A 14,831-nucleotide genomic window follows, 5' to 3' on the forward strand; every position below is an offset into this window, starting at 1 on the left:
TCATATCTCACATCCTGATGCTCAAACTGATTATTGTTGTTTTAAGTTTGGGAAACGTCCTGTCTCCTGATGTATTTAATATACGTTGTAAGCTGTTTTAAGGCTAGTGGTCACTTTCCTCAGTATTTGTAAGCTTTGACTTACATAGATTCATCTTGTTACCAAAGCGGATAACCTTGTACTTATAATATCTCTACAATGAATGGTGATCGTGCATTTAATGGGGAAGGCAATGCTGAGAAAAAAAGCTTTTTGTTTGTTGATGACAGTGAGTGCATTTTTTGGATTAATGGCATGTCATGCACAAAGACCAGCGGAGTCAGCAGCACAGGAACAACAGGCTAGTTCTGCTTCTTTAGGTACATCTATGCACCTCAAGCGTATTGCTGAATTTAATGAGCCATGGGCATTAGCGGTATTGCCTGATGGGCGGTTATTAATTACAGAAAGATCTGGGCAGTTGATTTTATTTAATCCTATAGATCAGACAAAGACTCTCATTAGGAATATACCTAAAGTGGCTTATGGTGGTCAGGGCGGATTAGGTGATATTGTTTTACATCCTGAGTTTGCACAAAACCATCAAATTTATCTTAGCTATGCAGAAGCAGGGCAAGGTGGTTATGGTGCGGTCGTGATTCGTGCTAATTTGAATTTAGATCAGGCACAGCCACAATTAGATAATCTTCAAACGATATGGAAACAAGTACCCAAGGTGCGCGGGCAGGGACATTATGCACATCGGATATTATTTGATAGCGCAGGGAAATTATGGATTAGTTCGGGAGAACGGCAAAAGTTTGATCCTGCACAAGATTTAAAATCGAACCTTGGAAAAATGATTCGTTTGAATGATGATGGTTCGGTTGCCTTAGATAATCCATTTCAGGCGCAGGGGGATATCGCAAAACAAATATGGAGTTTGGGGCATCGTAATCCTTTAGGAATGGCTTTGGATGCCAAAAAACAACTGTGGGTGGTTGAGATGGGACCTAAAGGTGGGGATGAACTCAATTTAATTCAAAAGGCTACAAACTATGGTTATCCAATCGTTTCGAATGGTGATCATTATAGTGGTTTGAATATCCCTGACCACGCCACGCGGCCTGAGTTTGAAGCGCCAAAATTAGATTGGACCCCTGTAATTTCTCCATCGAGTTTGATTTTTTATACGGGACAGATGTTTCCAAAGTGGCAGGATAAAGCCATCATTGGTGGGCTTTCATCTGAAGCGTTAATTATTGTAGACAGCACAGCACAGCCAGTAAAAGAAATCCAACGGATAGATATGAAAGAACGTATCCGTGGTTTACAACAAGCGAAAGATGGCAGTATTTGGGTGATTGAGGATGGGAAGCAAGCTGATTTAATTCAGCTGCTTTCACATTAATCACCCAAACAGAGTGTTGCTAAGAAAGACAGTCTTAAAGCGCAGCATGTCGATCGGCATTAAAGACATTGGCTTGGATCTGCATCAGTTTTCGTTGTCCTTGTTTACCATTCATCCGCCAATGGGCAATTTTAATATTATCGATCAAGGCTACATCCCCTTTTTGCCACTGGAGCAAGAGTGCATCGTGATATAAGGTTTCAAAGAAGTGTTGTTTTTCCTGATCGGTCCATTCAATTTTTTCACCTCCATGAGTGAAAAGTTCCCATGACAGTTGCATACAATTAGCCATGGGGTCTGGTTGAAGCTTCCCTCGCTTCTTAAAGCTTTTTTGTGCAGCTTGATGGGCAAAAGAATTGGTATTGTTTGCAAAAGCCCATGGCTGGATCATCGGCTTTTGAGTGTTCGGGTGTATGACAACGAAAGGTGAGCGTTTTAAGGTAAGTTTGGTTTTTTTATTTGGTTGTTTGTTGAAACGAAAGGGCCTTTTGTTTAATAGCAAGCGATCAAATAGATTGAGTTTACGTGTTGAAATATAAGAAACATGATTCCATGCGCCTAAGTATTTTTGTTGTACGCTGACTGGAAAATGGGCCCAAATTTTTTCGAGGTTATTAAACCCTGTTTCGAACACATGGTTCGTAGGTTCTTGGCAAAACAAGGCAATATAACGTGAGCGGGTCGAATGTAGGCCACCTTCGACATGTGGACCTTGAATTGAGTTTTCAACAGAGCCTAATTGTACCGTATTGCAGTTGAGGTAAGGTCTATCATCACCTGTACGATTCTCGCTATATTTACGAATGAAAGAGGCAAACCAACCTGATTTTTTAGGCGTAAATGTATGCCAAGGTTCAAGCTGAAAATGATGTTCGATCAACTCATGAAATTCATAGTGACGTTGTAATTTAAAGCCACGAAATAATAAGATGCCGTACTGATGCAACGCTTGCATAAGTTCTGTGCGATGGACTCTAACATAGGCGGCTAGAGCATCTACATCTGTATATTCGGGGTCAGCGACATAAATTTTGCAATAATCATTTAAAAGTATGGTGTTTAGTTGCATGTGAATGGTCTCTATTGTTGTTTTTTTAATTTATTGTATGGACTGAAGCATTTTGGTTGAAGCAGCAGATGTTCAGTCGGCGAGAGTATAAAGTGTAGTTCGAACAGCAGATGTAATATTTGGTTGTGCAGAAGAACATGCCGACAAACGGTGAAGAGGATGATGGTTTATGCATCATAAAAGTATGATTATATAAACCGTTCAAAGCATTGAAAATAATAATGGAGTGGGGAATGCCTAGTACACAAATTCATGTTCGAAAAAAATATAGTGTCGATGAAGAGCAAGCCATAATGGAGGCGGTTCATAGCACTTTATCTACGGTTTTTGCACTTCCTCAATATGATCGTAATATTCGTTTAGTCGTACATGAACCAGACCACTTTGCTTGTCCTCTTCATTTAACACAACCAGCTTCTTTTACTTGGATTGAAATTGATTGCTTCGTAGGAAGGTCGATAGAAACCAAGCGAAAACTTTATCAGCAATTGATACATCATTTAGCACAGTTAGGTATCCCAAAAGACCATGTCTCTATCTTAATTCGAGAGTCTCAGCTAGAAAATTGGGGAATACGTGGTGGTAAGGCAGCCTCTGATGTTGACTTGGGGTTTGATGTTAAAATTTGAAGATAATTAAAAAGCCCCCGACATCCTGTCGAGGGCTTTTTAAATTCTTTCAAGCGGTATAACTCCTGTCCTACCGATCAGCATCCTGCTGTGTATGTTGTTATTTTTGTTTTTCATCTGAGACATCCTGTCTCTGTATGATTTAACTATAGCGTCGATGCTGTTTATTGAAAAGCCGACAAATACTTAAGTTACTGTAAGCAATAGCGTACAGAAGAATCTCATGCTTATGCACTGACATATTTAATGAGTTTATCAATTGCTGCTTTTAGATTCTTCTCATCAAAAGGATTTGGTTCAAAATCTTCGGTTTTATTGCGTGAAAAAATATCTCGAATTTCAATCACCGCATTGGTATCGACCAGACCGAGTTGAGTACCGACTTGGCGAATTTGATCGATGGAGCGTGAGCCATTGGTCCCACCATAACTGATATAGGCTGCAGGTTTGCCTTGCCATTCTTTGCCTAAGTAATCCAAGGCATTTTTAAGTGCAGGGCTATAACCATGATTGTATTCGGGGCTAATGAAAATAAAGGCATCGCCTTGGGCAATGTGGTCGGCCCATGCTTGTTGTTTGGGTTGATCATAAATCCCTGTCATTGGGGGATTTGCACCTGAAAAAATCGGTAAATCCCACTCTTTTAAGTCGACCAATTCAAGTTGGACCGTATTGAGCCCAAGTTGTTCAAAGCCTTTTTGTACCCATCGTGCAACTTTAATGGCTGTCCGACCTTCGCGCACACTGCCTATAATGACCTGAATTTTCATGAAAAATCCTTGGGAAAATAAATGTGATTACGCTACGGTAGTATGAAAATTAGGCTTTGCATAGATTGAATATGTATCTGATCGACAAATGTTTAAGGCATTAAAAAAGCCCCCGAAGGAGCTTTAGCTGACACACAGACAGTCGATCTGTGTTTTACATAATTTTAATGCCTTGTTGGCCTGCAGGCGTCACTTTGAAGATTTCAACTTCAAAGGTAATATCTTTACCTGCCAGTGGATGGTTAAAGTCGACTTCGGTGATGTCATCACCTACAGTTTTAACCACACCATAAAGACTTTGTTTGGCTTTGTCTTCAAACTCGATCATGTGCCCTTCAATAGGGCGCTGTTCAAATTTGACCGTATCAAACTGTTGTACGTTTTCAGGATTCCACGGGCCAAAAGCATCTTCTGGTGGTAGGCTCACTGTACGACGGTCGCCAGCACGTAAACCAAACAGTGCTTTTTCAAAACCAGGCAGTAAGCTGCCATCACCCATCACCAGGCTTACAGGCTCTTCACGGCTACGTGTGTTATCAATTTCTACGCCATTTTCAATGCAAACAGAAAAATGTAACTCTACTTTTGAACCTTCGCTTACGCGAGTTTCTTCATTGGGATTAATAAAATCAGTCATGGTTTACTTCGGCACGTTGGATACGGTTTTTTTCGAGAAAAAAGGTATCGATCAACAAAAGGATCGTTCCTAGTGTAATCGCACTATCTGCAATATTAAACGCAGGGAAGTGGCTGTTTTGATAGTACACATGAATAAAATCAACCACGTAGCCTAATGTTACACGGTCAATTAAATTCCCTATAGCACCACCTAAAATAAGGGCAATCGCGATGGGCAGCACTTTCACGGTTTTAGGCATACGCATTAGCCAAAACAGGAAAATGACAGACACAATACCTGCAAGAGAGGTAAAGAAATAACGTTGCCAGCCGCCCGCATCGGATAAGAAACTAAAGGCTGCGCCATAGTTATGCAATAAAGTCCAATTTAAAAAGGGCAGGACTGGTACTGGATCTGCATAATTCAGATGGGTACTGGCAATCCATTTGGTCCATTGATCTAAGACAATGGCTAGAATAGCCAAACCTACCCACACCAAATTGTGCGGATAGAATTGGAATAAGCCCTTTTTCTGTTGAGGGTTAGGCATACTTTCTCTCTTCGCCTTGGCCTGTAGGAAGGTTGATAATACAACGACCACATAGACCTGGATGTGTAACATGTGTATTCACATCTGGCAGCACATGCCAGCAGCGTACACATTTTTCACCATCAGCCGCCGAGACTTGCACATTCAGACCTACCAGATCAGAGGCTTCACCTTGAGTTGCATCGAATGCATTGACCAAGACTTGTGAAGTGATCATAACAAAGCGAAGTTCATCATCTAAACGATCCAGTACGTCTTTGAGTTCTGCATCTGCCCACAGTTCAACTTTGGCAGAGAGATTTGAACCCACGATTTTCGCGGTACGTGCAGTTTCGATGAACTTGTTCACCGCAGACTTCACCGCAATCAGCGTTTGCCAATCGGCTTCAGACAACAAGTTTGCTTTTGAAGCCACAGGAATGTCATACCATTCCGCAGTGAACACATATTTCTCAGTTTGCTCTGGAATGAGTGGCCATACTTCTTGAGCAGTAAAGCTCAAAATTGGTGACATCCAACGTACAAAGGCTTGAACCAAATGATACAGTGCAGTTTGAGCCGAATGGCGCGCTTGTGAATCGGCTTTGGTGGTGTACTGACGGTCTTTGATGATGTCGAGGTAGAAACCACCCAAGTCATTGATACAGAAGTTGGTTAGTGCATTTGCCACGATATGGAAGTTCATATCTTCATAGGCTTGTTGAATGGTTTTCTGCACGTCCGCTGCACGTTGCAAGATGTATTGATCAAGTGCGATCAATTGATCTACAGGCAGTGCATCCGTCGATGGTTTGAAACCATTTAAGTTTGCCAATAAGAAACGCAAGGTATTACGAATACGGCGGTAGCCATCTGATGCACGGTTAAAGATTTCTTTACCAGCAGTCATTTCATAACGGTAATCGGCCGATGCAATCCAGAAACGTAAGCCGTCTGCACCCATATCTTTAATAATGTCTTGTGGGGTGATGATGTTGCCCAAAGATTTTGACATCTTACGGCCTTTTTCATCCACCACGAAGCCATGGGTCAGTAAGCCTTTGTACGGCGCACGTTCATTGATGGCAATTGAGGTGAGCAATGAAGACTGGAACCAACCACGGTGTTGGTCTGAACCTTCAAGGTATAAATCAGCAGGATCGGTGAGTTCTTCACGTTCACGCAGTACGGCATAGTGAGTTGTGCCTGAGTCGAACCACACGTCTAAAGTGTCACGCACACAGTTGTACTGTTCCGCTTCATCACCAATAAAGTCTTTCGCTTCACGGTTATACCAAGCATCAATCCCTTCTTGCTCGATCAATTTCGCGACTTCTTCGATCAACTCGGCTGTGCGCGGATGGAGTTCGTTAGTGTCTTTATGCACGAAGAATGGGATTGGCACACCCCACGTACGTTGACGCGAAATACACCAGTCTGGACGACCTTCGATCATGGCTTGAATACGATTTTTACCCCAATCCGGTACAAAGCCGATCTCGTTTTCAATCGCATTTAAAGCGTTTTGACGCAGACCTTGTGCATCCATGCTGATAAACCACTGTGGGGTCGCACGGAAGATAATCGGTGTTTTATGGCGCCAGCAGTGTGGGTAGCTGTGTTTGATTGGTTGATGTGCCCATAAGCGACCGACAGCACCCAAAGCTTCAATGATTTTTGGATTGGCTTTGTAGATGTGCTCGCCTGCAAAAATTGGTGAAGTTGGTAAATACACACCATTACCGCCCACTGGGTTTTCAACTTTTAAGTTGTACTGTAAGCCAACTTTATAGTCGTCCACACCATGGCCCGGTGCCGTATGTACCGCCCCTGTACCGCTGGTTGCAATGACATGTTCACCTAAAATCACAGGCACTTGGCGATCGGTCAGTAACGGGTGTTGTAATAATAGGTTTTCGATTACTGAGCCGTTAAAATCAGCGAGAACCACAGGGTTTTCAAGCTTATAACGCTCAACTGCCGATTCAACCAAGTCTTTAGCTAAAATAAAGTTTTGCACGCCACGGTCGGTGCTAACTTGAACAAGTTGATAGTCAATTTCAGCATGGACGGCAACCGCTTGGTTTGCAGGCAAAGTCCAAGGCGTGGTGGTCCAAATTACGATATCTGTTGCAGCGTCTACGTTGATATTTAAACGTGCGCTTAAGTCTTTTAAGTCGACAACCGTAAAGCCAACGTCAATCGCGTCAGATTTTTTATCTTCATATTCCACTTCGGCTTCAGCCAAAGCTGAACCACAGTCTAAACACCAATTCACAGGTTTAAGACCTGGTTCGATATGGCCTGCTTTTGCAATCGCGCCAACAGAGCGCACAATGTCCGCTTCCTGCTTGAAGTTCATGGTCAGGTAAGGATTGTCCCAGTCACCAAACACGCCCATACGTACAAAGTCTTTCTTTTGCAGTTCAACTTGGGTGTAAGCATATTCACGGCAGGCTTTACGGAAAGTAGAAGCATCCACCTTCACGCCCACTTTACCGACTTTCTCTTCTACTTTCAGTTCAATCGGAAGGCCGTGACAGTCCCAACCCGGTACATAAGGGGCATCGAAGCCGTCGAGAATACGACTTTTAATAATGATATCTTTTAAAACTTTATTGACCGCATGACCCAAGTGAATTTGGCCATTTGCATAAGGAGGACCGTCATGCAGAACATATTTTTTCTTGCCAATACGCGACGCACGAATCTGCTGATAAATGTTGTCGGCATACCACTCTTCTAACCATTTTGCTTCACGCACCGCAAGGTTTGCTTTCATGGCAAATTCGGTACCTGGGAGGTTGAGTGTGGCTTTATAATCCACTGCATTTTCAGTAGTTTGCTTATCGCTCATGCAAGATGTCTTCCAATTTAATCAGCGGCTCGGCTGACGCGTTTTACATAAAATTGATTGGTATTTAAAAGGGAAATGTGGGGGTGTTTTGGCGGAACTCAAGCAGTTTCACCACATCATCATCAATTCCCGCTTTTAGTGCTTCCAGCGAAGGGTAGTTCTTTTCACCATGTAAATAGTTTAAGAAAGTGACCCGCATTAACAAGCCATACAGATTAGCAGAAACATCAGGGAAATGTACTTCTAATCGCCATTCTGGCTGTGCTTGTTGAATGGCTGGACGTGTTCCGACATGACCCGCACCAAAAAGCGCTGAATGGTCATATCCTGCAACCCCTAATCGATCAGGGTGGTCTGCTTTCACTTTGTCGCGTAAAGACGTGGTTTCACACATCACATCTACGCCATAAATGCCGTTTAAACAGGGTTTATGTCGGTTTAAACGTACATTAATGGTTGGAAAATTAAGGGTTCGGCCAATTTGGTCGCCATATTGTACGCGACCCGTAATGCTATAAGGGCGCCCTAATAACTGAGCAGCCAGCGCCAAGTCCCCTGCGGCCAGTGTTTGGCGAATCCGAGTTGAACTGACGCGTTCACCTTCTGAGAGGATGGTTTCTAGATTGTGGACTTGAAAACCATAGTTTTCGAGAAATTCGCTGTTGCCTTGGCGGTTTTTACCAAAGTGAAAGTCATCGCCTAAAACCAAACTTTGGGCATTGAGTTTTTCTTTTAAAATATCGGCAAATTGTTCTGCACTTAAACTGCGGAAGCTGTTGTCAAATTTCGCGACCGCAATATAGTCCACACCCAGCTCAGTTAAATATTCGACTTTCTCACGCAATGATGAAATACGCGATGGAGCATCATAACCTTTAAAGAATTCAAGTGGTTGAGGTTCAAAAATCATCACCACTGTTTTTAGATTTTGTTGTTTTGCAACGGCTTTGAGCTGATGAATCATGGCTTGATGACCCAAATGCACCCCGTCAAAATTACCGATGGTGACAGCGGTTTTTTCTAATTGGGTATTTGAAGGCAAAGCATTTAGACGGAGCAGCTTCATGGGCAAATCAAGTGCTTGGAATTAAGAACGGCTTATATATTGCCATATTCTTGGGCATTCGTCTTGTGGTTGTTTTTTGACAACGCAAAATTTAGTGCAAAGTATATTTATATCAATTTTATTGATTTATTTAATATAAATTAATCAATTTTTCTTATTTATAAATTTGATTAGTATAAATGTAGATTTTAAATGAGGCCGAACTCATGCAAAAACCATTTACACAACTTGGACAGCACCACAATATCATTCGTCAGTTCACCCCCAACTGGTTCACTGTCAGTATGGGAACAGGTGTTGTGGCGTTAATTGTATCAGAGTTTCCGATGTTAAAGGCACTCACATGGCAACTCGGCACAGGGCTGTGGTATTTCAATATTTTATTGTTCGTACTTTTTAGTGTGCTATATGGCTTACGTTGGGCATTTTATCCGCACGAAGCCAAACAGATTTTTCAACATCCAAGCATGAGCCTATTTTTAGGTACGATTCCGATGGCGCTGGCCACCATCCTCAATGGCTTTTTAAAGTATGGTCAGCCTATTTATGGCGACACAGCTGTACAGATTGCGCAAACGCTCTGGTATGCCGATGTGGTCTTGGCGCTCTTGGTGGCGTGGGCAGTTCCTTTTGCCATGTATCGACATCAGGAGCATGCTTTACAGCAGATGACCGCGGTGTGGTTATTGCCAATCGTGGCCTGTGAAGTTGCAGCCAGCAGTGGTGGTTTATTACTGGGGCATTTGGCAGCTGATACTCATGCCGTTGCGATTTTATTGGGTAGTTATGTGTTGTGGGGTGTTTCAGTATTACCCGCCTTTGCTATTTTAACGATTTTAATGTTGCGATTGGTCTTACATAAACTGCCTGAAAAAGAGTTGGCGGTCAGCAGTTGGTTGGCTTTGGGACCAATAGGCACTGCTGCTTTGGCATTACTGGTTTTGGGGCATCAGGCACCGACGCTGATGGCGAGTTTGGGCTTAGCACAACTGGGTCAGTTATTTCAGCAGGCGGGGATTTTGGCCAGTTTAATTCTGCTGGGTTTTGGACTGTGGTGGTTGGGAATTGCGGTGCTGACGACTTTGCACCATGCCAAACAGGAATTACCGTTTAATTTGGGTTGGTGGGGACTGACTTTCCCATTGGGCGTATATACACTGGCAATCTTAACTCTAGCCCAACAACTCAATTTGGCCTTCCTGTATGCCGTTGGCTATGCTTTTGCAGCGATACTGATGTTGTTATGGAGTTTGGTCGCAACCAAAACGGCACACGGTTTTTATCAAGGTCATTTGTTCTTTTCGCCGTGCTTAAAAACCTATTTAGAACAGCAGTATAAATGAGGTCTATAATCCTTTCAGTTTAAAGCGCCATTTGATCTTATATATGTTGTTTGAGCAGAGACCAGAGGCGCTTTTCTTTCGGATCGATTTGTTTTCTAATGGCACGCATGAAGTCTGTTAATTGAGTATTTTATGTCAGATGTTGCACTAATCATGGCTTTACCAAATGAGTCTAAAGGATTGTTTGAGCAAGCAGGGATTGAAGTTCACTACAGCGGTATTGGCAAAGTCAACGCGGCCTATAAAGCATTTGAAGTGATTCAAAAAACAGGCTGTAAAACTCTGATTAATTTAGGTTCAGCAGGCAGTACGTATTTTGATAAGCACGAATTGGTCGAAGTCTCTCAATTCGTACAACGCGACATGGATGTCTCTCCACTCGGTTTCGCTGTCGGTTTTACCCCATTTGACACCATGCATCCTGCGGAAATTCATTTAGAACCTTTTTTCCAACACCTCCGCACTGGCATCTGTGGAACAGGGGATAGCTTTGAAACGGGTGAACCCAAAGTACCGTGTCATTTGGTTGATATGGAAGGATATGCGCTGGCAAAGGTCTGTAAAAAACAGGGTGTCCGTCTGATTTCGGTCAAATATATTTCAGATGGTGCCAACGACACCGCGCATTTGGACTGGGAAGATAATTTGTTATTGGGAGCTCAGAAATTATTAGCATTATTTGAAAGTATCTGAGGCTTTGATTCTGTCTTTTTCAATTCGGCGACCATAGAGTGCTATGGTCGTATGCCAAAATTACTCAGCTTTGAATAATTCAGACGGTGTTCGCGGGATCACGCCATACAGCATCATATGCACGGTATGTTGAATGACTCGTTGTTGCATACTGCGGTTACGTAGGGTTTTACCTGTTACCATTTCCATTTGCGTGGCAAAATCAGCATAGTTTTGTGTTAATGCCCAAATGTTGAGGATTAACAGCTCAGGGTCTATTTCAGTTGAAATTTTACCTTGCTCTTGCCAATTGCTAATGACTTTGGCTTTACGTTTGACCAACTTCTTTAAAGGCCCTTTAAGGATTTCCAAAATATGCGGAGCTCCTTGGATCACTTCTAAAGCAAACAAGCGAGACGCTTTCGGTTGAGTCCGAGAAACCTCAATTTTTTGCAATAAGTAGTTGGTGATCGCTTCTTCCGGCTCTAAGTCAGCTTCTAACATCTGTAGTGGGGCTAACCATTTTTGTAAAACCGTCGTTAAAACTTCAACGTACAAAGCTTCTTTATTTTCATAGTAATAGAAAATATTCGATTTGTGCATTTCAGCAATCTGTGCGATTTCATCTAAGCTTGCTCCATTAAATCCATAGAGCGAGAAGACATCTAATGCAGCATTCAGCAGCTGGTGGCGTTTTTGAGTACTCTTTTTCTGTTCCATTCTCTAATTTAAAAAACAATAAAAAGGGGGAAGGACAAATTGTACGGCAAATCATCAGATTTGTGCACAAAGTGGAAATTTAATTTTTTGAATAATGATCATTTATTCTGTAGATTGGCTCTTAAATTGCGATAAATTCTAAAAGTTGTCCAATAAAATATAATTATATAAAAACTATTTTGTCTAAACTATATGAAATGATTCAATGTGAAGTGGCATGTTTTGATAAAAATAACGTGAAATTTATTACATTATTTAAAATAAAGTATGCTCAATTCATATGATGGTCTTGTGTTTTTTTACTGAAATTCAGCATAAAAAATCCTTAGCACCCCAAGCTAAGGATTTTTTAGTCTACTTATGTGGCTAAAACTGCATTTAACACCTGCTGTTCAAGGGTATTGAACGGCATATCTTTGACGCGAGGGCGGGGTAGATCGACTTGAAACTCTTTGGCAATATGGCCACGGTCTAGCAAAATAATCCGATCAGCCAGTTGAACGGCCTCACTGACATCATGGGTGACTAAAATGGCAGTAAAGCCTTGTTCCGTCCATAATTTTTCAATCAAATTCTGCATGTCTAAGCGGGTTAAGGCATCGAGTGCACCCAAAGGTTCATCGAGCAATAAAATCCGCGGTTTATGCGATAAAGCGCGTGCCAAAGCGGTCCGTTGACGCTGTCCCCCAGAGAGCTGCGAAGGCCAAAGCCCCGCTTTTTCTTTGAGTCCGACTTTTTCAAGCAAACCCGAGGCTGTGGCATGTTGTTGTTTCGGCAGCCCCAGTTGTACGTTTTGTTCAATTGAACGCCAAGGTAGCAGTCGTGGATCTTGGAACATGACCCGTATATCGTCTGCGGTAATCCCTTCGCGGAGGTGTCGCGCGGACTTAAATTTAATTTCGCCGTAGCTTTGTTGTTCTAGGTTGGCAATCAGGCGCAGCAGGGTACTTTTACCACAACCGCTGCGTCCGACAATGGCTAAAAACTCACCTGGCTGAATATGTAGATCTAAGTCTTCAAGGACTTTAACTGAACCATAAAACTTATGCAGTTGTTCGATAATAATTTCGGCCCCAAGCACCGCTTGAGGATTGATGTCTTGATTGTGATTTGGCGGCGACGGAATAGCGGCATGGCGACCAAGGCTTAAATCAGTCATCTCAGACTCCTTATTTTTGGTATCCTGCATGCCAGCGCAGCAGGTATTTTTCTAATGTGACGGCCAGTATATCAGCCAATTTTCCAAGTAGGGCATACAGTAAAATCCCCACCAAAACGATGTCAGTCTGTAAAAATTCACGTGCATTCATGGTCATATAACCGATGCCGGCTTGGGCTGAAATGGTTTCGGCAACGATCAGCAGAACCCAAACCAAACCCAGTGAAAAGCGTAGTCCGACTAAAATAGAGGGCATCGCACCCGGTAAAATAATTTCTTTATACAATTGCCAACGGGTCAAACCATAGCTTTTCCCCATTTCAATCAGTTGTGGATCTACCGAACGTATGCCGTGATAGGTGTTGATGTAAATGGGAAAAAAGACCCCGACCGCAACCAAAAACAGCTTGGCGGTTTCATCAATCCCGAACCATAAGATCACCAACGGAATAAGTGCCAGTGCAGGAATATTTCGGATCATCTGTAGGGTGGTGTCGAGCAGGGTTGACGCCGTTTTTGATGAACCATTTAACAAACCCAGAAATAGACCTAAACCCCCACCCACCAATAGGCCGAGTAAGGCACGGCCTGCACTAACTTGCACATGCTTCCATAGCTCCCCACTCAGTAGCAGGTGCCAAAAAGCAGTAACTACTGCCGTTGGTGCAGGTAAAATCCGACTTTCTAAAAGTCCTGTGCTGGAGGCAATTTGCCAAAGCACAATCAAGCCGATAGGAAAGAGCCAAGGCAGCAATAGCTGCCCCAACTGAGTTCCACGTGAAACCTTTTCCTGCTGGAGGGTTTGCACTGAAACGATTTTGGACATTAGGCAGGCTCCTGAATCACTTTGGTTTTTTTGTTTTCATCGGGTGTGTAGTTGTTTGCCACAATCTCACCAAAGGGGCCTGTTAAATTTGGCTGTGCTAACTTTGCTTGAGTTTCAAGCGGTAGGAGTGGAAACACCAACTCGGCAAAACGAATCGACTCTTCAAGATGTGGATAGCCTGAGAAAATAAAGGTGTTGATGCCCAAGTCGGCATATTCTTGAATACGGGCTGCAACCGTTTCAGGGTCACCGACCAATGCCGTACCTGCTCCCCCACGAACCAGACCTACGCCTGCCCAAAGGTTTGGGGATACTTCAAGTTTGCTGCGGTCACCATTGTGTAGTTCAGCCATGCGACGTTGACCGACCGAGTCCATGCTCTTAAATTTGGCCTGTGCTGTAGCAATGGTGGCATCATCGACATATTGAATGAGCTCTTCAGCCGCTTGCCATGCTTGCTCATTCGTTTCACGCACAATCACATGCAGACGTATGCCATAGTTGAGCGTACGACCTTTAGCTTCAGCTTTGGCACGGACAGTGTCAATTTTGTCTTTAACTGCAGCAGGGGGTTCGCCCCATGTCAGATACGTGTCGACCTGATCAGTGGCTAATTCGATGGCATCATCCGATGAGCCGCCAAACCAAAGTGGAGGGTAGGGTTGCTGCACAGGCGGATATAGCAGTTTGGCATCATCTACCTTTAGACGTTCGCCGTGAAAGGTAAAGCTTTCACCTGTATGGGAGCGGGTTAAAATCTCACGCCAAATTTTGACGTATTCATTGGCAGTTTTATAGCGAGTGGAGTGGTCTTCATAAACGCCATCGCCTTGCAGTTCTTTTTCATCACCACCTGTCACCAAGTTCAATAAAACCCGACCATTGGAGAGACGGTCAAAGGTGGCTGCCATCCGTGCAGCCAATGCCGGAGTGGTCACGCCTGGACGTAGTGCAACCAAGAATTTTAATTTTTTTGTGGCATCAATCAGGCTGGCTGCGGTTAACCATGGGTCTTCACATGAACGACCTGTTGGAATCAGTACGCCTTCATAACCCAAATTATCCACGGCAACCGCAATCTGTTTCATATAGGCATGGTCCACTTGACGAGCACCTTTGCTGGTACCTAAGTAGCGACTGTCACCGTGAGTTGGGATAAACCAGAAAATTTTCATTTTAAAA

General features: G+C 43.2%; 14 protein-coding genes. 4 read left to right on the plus strand and 10 right to left on the minus strand.

The window, feature by feature from the left end; genetic code table 11:
- Positions 1-232 precede the first annotated feature (232 nt).
- Positions 233-1,390, plus strand: a complete 1,158-nt coding sequence (locus PTT44_RS07115) for a PQQ-dependent sugar dehydrogenase (protein WP_168159585.1) — start codon at positions 233-235, stop codon at positions 1,388-1,390.
- A 34-nt stretch (positions 1,391-1,424) separates the two neighbouring features.
- Here PTT44_RS07115 and PTT44_RS07120 read toward each other — a convergent pair whose 3' ends face one another.
- Positions 1,425-2,459 (minus strand): TauD/TfdA family dioxygenase, encoded by a 1,035-nt coding sequence (locus PTT44_RS07120; RefSeq protein ID WP_168159584.1) that lies wholly within the window; start codon positions 2,457-2,459, stop codon positions 1,425-1,427.
- 233 nt (positions 2,460-2,692) lie between these two features.
- Here PTT44_RS07120 and PTT44_RS07125 point away from each other — a divergent pair, with 233 nt between their 5' ends.
- Positions 2,693-3,088, plus strand: a complete 396-nt coding sequence (locus tag PTT44_RS07125) for a tautomerase family protein (protein ID WP_168159583.1) — start codon at positions 2,693-2,695, stop codon at positions 3,086-3,088.
- Positions 3,089-3,315: 227 nt separating this feature from the next.
- Here the strand turns inward: PTT44_RS07125 and PTT44_RS07130 are convergent, their stop codons facing one another.
- The 5 genes from PTT44_RS07130 to ribF all read right to left on the minus strand — a co-directional run bounded on the left by PTT44_RS07130 (position 3,316) and on the right by ribF (position 8,929).
- Complete coding sequence (locus tag PTT44_RS07130; protein ID WP_087014932.1) at positions 3,316-3,858, minus strand: NADPH-dependent FMN reductase; 543 nt, start codon at positions 3,856-3,858, stop codon at positions 3,316-3,318.
- 154 nt (positions 3,859-4,012) lie between these two features.
- On the minus strand, positions 4,013-4,495 hold the full coding sequence (locus PTT44_RS07135) for an FKBP-type peptidyl-prolyl cis-trans isomerase (RefSeq protein WP_004684162.1): 483 nt from the start codon (positions 4,493-4,495) through the stop codon (positions 4,013-4,015).
- The gene (gene lspA / locus PTT44_RS07140; RefSeq protein WP_005401585.1) at positions 4,488-5,027 is read right to left on the minus strand and encodes a signal peptidase II; all 540 of its coding nucleotides are present in this window, start codon (positions 5,025-5,027) and stop codon (positions 4,488-4,490) included. Before lspA ends, PTT44_RS07135 begins: the two co-directional genes overlap by 8 nt.
- A complete protein-coding gene (ileS, locus tag PTT44_RS07145; protein WP_168159582.1) occupies positions 5,020-7,863 on the minus strand; it encodes an isoleucine--tRNA ligase in 2,844 nt (947 codons plus the stop codon). Before ileS ends, lspA begins: the two co-directional genes overlap by 8 nt.
- A gap of 64 nt (positions 7,864-7,927) precedes the next feature.
- Positions 7,928-8,929, minus strand: coding sequence for a bifunctional riboflavin kinase/FAD synthetase (gene ribF, locus PTT44_RS07150; RefSeq protein ID WP_273795587.1), 1,002 nt, complete (start codon positions 8,927-8,929; stop codon positions 7,928-7,930).
- A 206-nt stretch (positions 8,930-9,135) separates the two neighbouring features.
- Between ribF and PTT44_RS07155 the strand changes: the two genes are divergently transcribed.
- Together PTT44_RS07155 and PTT44_RS07160 are read left to right on the plus strand one after the other, a co-directional pair.
- Positions 9,136-10,272, plus strand: a complete 1,137-nt coding sequence (locus tag PTT44_RS07155; RefSeq protein ID WP_168159580.1) for a TDT family transporter — start codon at positions 9,136-9,138, stop codon at positions 10,270-10,272.
- A gap of 132 nt (positions 10,273-10,404) precedes the next feature.
- Positions 10,405-10,965: a 5'-methylthioadenosine/S-adenosylhomocysteine nucleosidase gene (locus PTT44_RS07160; protein WP_168159579.1), complete on the plus strand. Its 561-nt coding sequence runs from the start codon at positions 10,405-10,407 to the stop codon at positions 10,963-10,965.
- 60 nt (positions 10,966-11,025) lie between these two features.
- Here PTT44_RS07160 and PTT44_RS07165 read toward each other — a convergent pair whose 3' ends face one another.
- The 4 genes from PTT44_RS07165 to ssuD all read right to left on the minus strand — a co-directional run bounded on the left by PTT44_RS07165 (position 11,026) and on the right by ssuD (position 14,824).
- The gene (locus PTT44_RS07165) at positions 11,026-11,664 is read right to left on the minus strand and encodes a TetR/AcrR family transcriptional regulator (RefSeq protein ID WP_004684172.1); all 639 of its coding nucleotides are present in this window, start codon (positions 11,662-11,664) and stop codon (positions 11,026-11,028) included.
- 358 nt (positions 11,665-12,022) lie between these two features.
- Positions 12,023-12,823, minus strand: coding sequence for an ABC transporter ATP-binding protein (locus PTT44_RS07170; protein ID WP_168159578.1), 801 nt, complete (start codon positions 12,821-12,823; stop codon positions 12,023-12,025).
- Between the two features lie 10 nt (positions 12,824-12,833).
- Positions 12,834-13,649 carry an aliphatic sulfonate ABC transporter permease SsuC gene (ssuC, locus tag PTT44_RS07175; protein ID WP_168159577.1) on the minus strand — a complete coding sequence of 272 codons (816 nt, stop codon included), beginning with the start codon at positions 13,647-13,649 and terminating at the stop codon, positions 12,834-12,836.
- Entirely contained in the window at positions 13,649-14,824 is a 1,176-nt protein-coding gene (gene ssuD, locus PTT44_RS07180; RefSeq protein ID WP_168159576.1) for an FMNH2-dependent alkanesulfonate monooxygenase, read from the minus strand. The genes ssuC and ssuD overlap by 1 nt, the downstream gene beginning before the upstream one ends.
- Between the last annotated feature and the right edge of the window lie 7 nt (positions 14,825-14,831).

The sequence above is a fragment of the Acinetobacter sp. Gutcm_16 genome, assembly GCF_028649355.1.
GTDB classification, from domain to species: Bacteria; Pseudomonadota; Gammaproteobacteria; order Pseudomonadales; family Moraxellaceae; genus Acinetobacter; species Acinetobacter johnsonii.

Bases quoted from the DNA above. Each gene is read 5' to 3' on its own strand.
- PTT44_RS07130 (WP_087014932.1), bottom strand. From the start codon at position 3,858: ATGAAAATTCAGGTCATTATAGGCAGTGTGCGCGAAGGTCGGACAGCC.
- PTT44_RS07135 (WP_004684162.1), bottom strand. From the start codon at position 4,495: ATGACTGATTTTATTAATCCCAATGAAGAAACTCGCGTAAGCGAAGGT.
- ssuC (WP_168159577.1), bottom strand. From the start codon at position 13,649: ATGTCCAAAATCGTTTCAGTGCAAACCCTCCAGCAGGAAAAGGTTTCA.
- PTT44_RS07115 (WP_168159585.1), top strand. From the start codon at position 233: ATGCTGAGAAAAAAAGCTTTTTGTTTGTTGATGACAGTGAGTGCATTT.
- lspA (WP_005401585.1), bottom strand. From the start codon at position 5,027: ATGCCTAACCCTCAACAGAAAAAGGGCTTATTCCAATTCTATCCGCAC.
- PTT44_RS07155 (WP_168159580.1), top strand. From the start codon at position 9,136: ATGCAAAAACCATTTACACAACTTGGACAGCACCACAATATCATTCGT.
- ribF (WP_273795587.1), bottom strand. From the start codon at position 8,929: ATGAAGCTGCTCCGTCTAAATGCTTTGCCTTCAAATACCCAATTAGAA.
- PTT44_RS07160 (WP_168159579.1), top strand. From the start codon at position 10,405: ATGTCAGATGTTGCACTAATCATGGCTTTACCAAATGAGTCTAAAGGA.
- PTT44_RS07125 (WP_168159583.1), top strand. From the start codon at position 2,693: ATGCCTAGTACACAAATTCATGTTCGAAAAAAATATAGTGTCGATGAA.
- PTT44_RS07120 (WP_168159584.1), bottom strand. From the start codon at position 2,459: ATGCAACTAAACACCATACTTTTAAATGATTATTGCAAAATTTATGTC.
- ileS (WP_168159582.1), bottom strand. From the start codon at position 7,863: ATGAGCGATAAGCAAACTACTGAAAATGCAGTGGATTATAAAGCCACA.
- ssuD (WP_168159576.1), bottom strand. From the start codon at position 14,824: ATGAAAATTTTCTGGTTTATCCCAACTCACGGTGACAGTCGCTACTTA.
- PTT44_RS07165 (WP_004684172.1), bottom strand. From the start codon at position 11,664: ATGGAACAGAAAAAGAGTACTCAAAAACGCCACCAGCTGCTGAATGCT.
- PTT44_RS07170 (WP_168159578.1), bottom strand. From the start codon at position 12,823: ATGACTGATTTAAGCCTTGGTCGCCATGCCGCTATTCCGTCGCCGCCA.